This window comes from Frigoribacterium sp. Leaf44, from assembly GCF_001421865.1.
Lineage (GTDB): Bacteria > Actinomycetota > Actinomycetes > Actinomycetales > Microbacteriaceae > Frigoribacterium.
In genome coordinates, this window is sequence record NZ_LMLG01000006.1 from 932215 (window position 1) to 936179 (window position 3965).

The window sequence follows — 3965 nt, forward strand, 5'->3', positions numbered from 1 at the left end:
CGGCGCGCCCACGGGCGTGATCACACCCCACGCCGTCAGCCTCGGGCACCCGGGTCACTCCCTGGGCAACGTGGCCGAGCCCGTCTGGAACACCTGGCGCGAGTCCCTCCGACGAGTGGGCGGCTCCTCGACGCTGCTGCACTTCGGCGACTCGCAGCGGTCGCGCATCGAGCTGAGCACGACCCACCCCGGTGGCCTCGCCCAGTTCATCACGGGCAAGACGACCCTGCTGTCCAGCCTGATCCGTGACGACCTCGCCCTGCGCACGGCCCGCGCCGCAGCCGGCGAGATCGCCGCGAAGGGGCTCGAGCTGAGCACGGTCCGCGGCATCGACGCCGTGCACCTGGCCATCGGCGTCGCCGCCTGGTCCTTCGCCGGAGAAGACTTCCGGGCCCCCGTGTTGCTGCGCCCGCTGGCGATCCGGCGCCACGGTCGCGACTTCGAGGTCAAGCTGCTCGGCGAGCCCTTCCTCAACCCGGCGCTGGTCGACGCCCTGCACGACCAGTTCGGCATCACGCTCGACGCCGAGTCCTTCGTCTCGCTCGCCAGTCGAGAGGGGTCGTTCACGCCGAACCCGGTCATCGACCGCCTCCGCGGGCTGACCGCCCACCTCGAGTGGTTCACGGTCCAGCCGCGACTCGTGGTCTCGACCTTCGCCGAGGTCTCGACCGAGATGGCCCTCGACGCCCGCGAGCTCGGGCACCCGGTGCTCGACGCGCTCGCCGGCAACCCGATGGCCATCCGTCAGGTCGAAGAGGCCTACCGACCCACCACGGCGACGCCGCAGGACGAGCGCAGCCCCGAGACCGACACCCTGTTGCTCGACGCCGACCCCGAACAAGAGAACGTCGTGGCGCAGATCGCCGCGGGCAACTCGGTCGTCGTCAAGACCCTCCCGGGCACGGGCGGCACCCAGACGATCGTCAACGCGGTCGGCCGTCTCGTGTCGCAGAACAAGCGCGTCCTCGTGGTGAGCGCCCGCCGGGCGACGCTTCGGGGCATCACGAGCCGCCTCACCGACGTCGGCCTGCCGGGTGTCGCCGTCAGCCCGACCACCCTGCGCCGTGACGTGATCCGGTCGATCTCCCGCAACGAGAAGGCCACCCACCCTCAGATGGGAGAAGTCGACGACGCCCTCGTGCGCCTCCGCAAGGTGCTCGTCGACTACCGCGGCGCCCTCAGCCGCCGCGACCCCGAGCTCGGCGTCTCGGTCCTCGACTGCCTCACCGAGCTCTCGCGGCTGGCCCTGCTACCCGCGGCCCCGGCGACCACCGCCCGCCTCAGCCGGCGCAGCATCGCCGCCATGGTCGACGGTCGCGGCCGCGTCGCCGAGACGATGGTCGGTGCCGCCAACCTGGGCGAGTTCAAGTACGGCCCGGGCGACTCGCCCTGGTACGGCGCCCGCTTCACCGAGAGCGTCGGGGCCGGTGACGCGCACCAGCTCGCCAAGAACCTGCACCACCGCGACCTGCCCCGCCTCCTCGAGCGCGCAGAAGAGGTCATCGGCAGCACCCGCATGCGCCCGTTCGAGAGCGTCTCCGAGCTCGGCGTCTACCTGCGCCTGCTCACCGAGATCCGCGACACCCTCGACAAGTTCATGCCCGTGGTGTTCGACCGATCGGTCGCCGAGCTCGTCGCCGCGACGGCACCCAAGCGCGAGGCGCCCGACATGTCGAGCGCCAACCGTCGTCGACTCAAGAAGCTCGCCCGCGAGTACGTGCGACCCGGCGTCCACATCGCCGACCTGCACGGCGCGCTGCAGCGCATCCAGCAGCAGCGCGTCGTGTGGCAGCGCTACGTGTCGGCCGGCACCCCGCCCGAGGTGCCGACGGGCATCGCCGACACGCACGTGCTCCACCAGCAGGTGTCGCAAGACCTCGAACGACTCGACGGCCCCCTCGGCCTGACGGGCGACGACGGGCTGACCGAGATCGGCATCGTCGAGCTGCAGCAGCGGCTCGAGGCCCTCGCCGCCGAGAGCGACGTCCTGCAGAACCTCCAAGAGCGCACCGAGCTCATGACGACCCTGCGCGACCTCGAACTGACCCCGCTCATCACCGACCTGGCCAACCGCCACGTGCCCGAGCACCAGGTCGCCGCCGAACTCGAGCTCGCCTGGTGGCGTTCGGCACTCGAGTCGCTGCTCGAGGCCGACCGCGCCCTGCTCGGCGCCAACACCGCCATGCTCGACCGGCTCGAGGCCGACTTCCGCCTCGTCGACGAGGCCCACGCCGCGGGCAGCGCCCAGCTGCTCGCGTGGCTGCTGGCCGAGAACTGGAAGATCGGCCTGGTGGACTGGCCCGACGAGGCGTCGGCGCTCAAGGGCCTCCTGCGTCAGGGCCACCTGACCGCTCGTCTGCTGCACGACGCGGCCCCGCACCTGTCGCGCGCCGTCGCTCCCGTCTGGGTCGCGTCCCCGTACGAGGTCCACACCATCGCCGACACCGTGCCGTTCGACACGGTCGTGCTCGTCGACGCCGGGGCCACGACCCTGGCCGAGAACGTCGGGGCGATCCGCCGCGGAAAGCAGACCGTGGCTTTCGGCGACCCCGTGACCCAGACCCCGTCCGAGTTCGACATCGGCGTCGTGCCGGGCAAGCCGCCCGTCGACGCCGACGAAGAGGCCCTGGCGACGTCGCACTCCGAGAGCGCCCTGGCGCGCCTCGCGACCCTGCTGCCCACGCTCTCCCTCACGCGCAGCTACCGTGCCGGCGGAGAAGACCTCGCCGAACTCGTCAACCGCCGGTTCTACGGCGGGCGCATCGAGTCCCTGCCCTGGGCGGGCAGCTTCCTCGGCCACGGCAGCATCGCGCTCGACTACGTCTCGGGCGGCACCGCCGTCCCCGACCCCGAGTCCGGCGCCGTCGAGAGCGTCGACGCCGAGGTCGACCGCGTCGTGTCCCTCGTCCTCGAGCACGCCCGCACGCGTCCGAGCGAGTCGCTCATGGTGCTGACGGCGTCGGCCAAGCACGCCATCCGCGTCCAGCAGGCCGTGCTGACCGCCGTCTCGGGGCACAAAGACCTGACCGAGTTCGTCGTGGGCGACCGCAGCGAGCCGTTCATGATCGCCACCCTCGAGCAGAGCGTCGCCCAGAGCCGCGATCACGTCGTGTTCTCGATCGGTTACGGTCGCACCCCGCACGGGCGTGTGCTGAGCGACTTCGGTCCGCTCGGCCAGCCGGGAGGCGAGCGCCTGCTGGCGGTCGCCATGACGCGGGCGCGTCGGTCGATGGTCATCGTCACCTGCTTCCAACCGGGCGACATCGACTCGAGTCGCATGGGCCACGGAACGGTCGCGCTCAGCGAGATCCTCACCGAGGTGCAGGCCCGGACGTCGGCCGAGCACGTCCCCGACGACAGTGAGCCCATGCTCGTCGACCTGGCTCGCCGGCTCGAGGTCAAGGGCATCCCCGTCGCGCTCGGGCACCGGGGCAAACTCGGTCTCGTGGCCGCCCACGACGGCGTCTGCGTCACGATCGAGACCGACACGACGCTCTCGCGCACCAGCCTGCGCGAGTCGCTGCGCTCGCGTCCCGAGGTGCTGCGGCGGCTCGGCTGGCACTACATCCGCGTGCACGCGTTCCAGCTCTTCACCGACCCCGACGCCGTCGCCGAGCGCGTCGCCGAGGTCCTCGGCATCGGTGATTCGCACACGCACGAGGTGCCGGCCCTGTCGGCCAGCCAGCACGTCAACCGTCGATGACCCCGGGAGGCGCGGCGTCCGAGGGCGACGCCCCTCACGCCCTCGAGGCGGCCGAGCCGAGCCCCCTGGTGGTGCGTCGGCGGGCCGGGCGTCGCGTGAGCACCGACCCGGTGCCGGGCAGCGACCCCACGCCCGCTCCCGAACCCGCGCGGCAGGGATCGAGCGAGAACGACCAGCGACTGCGTGCCGACGTCCCACCCCACTGGGGCTGAGTCGTCGTCCACGGTGACGCGACGAACCCGCCACGAGATCTCGTGGCGGG

General features: G+C 72.1%; 2 protein-coding genes. Both read left to right on the forward strand.

Features of this window, described 5'->3' with window-relative positions:
* Window positions 1-16 precede the first annotated feature (16 nt).
* Window positions 17-3703 carry an ATP-binding protein gene (locus tag ASE87_RS12910; RefSeq protein ID WP_082452601.1) on the forward strand — a complete coding sequence of 1229 codons (3687 nt, stop codon included), beginning with the start codon at window positions 17-19 and terminating at the stop codon, window positions 3701-3703.
* Window positions 3700-3915 (forward strand): hypothetical protein, encoded by a 216-nt coding sequence (locus ASE87_RS16380; RefSeq protein WP_162235887.1) that lies wholly within the window; start codon window positions 3700-3702, stop codon window positions 3913-3915. Before ASE87_RS12910 ends, ASE87_RS16380 begins: the two co-directional genes overlap by 4 nt.
* Window positions 3916-3965 lie beyond the last annotated feature (50 nt).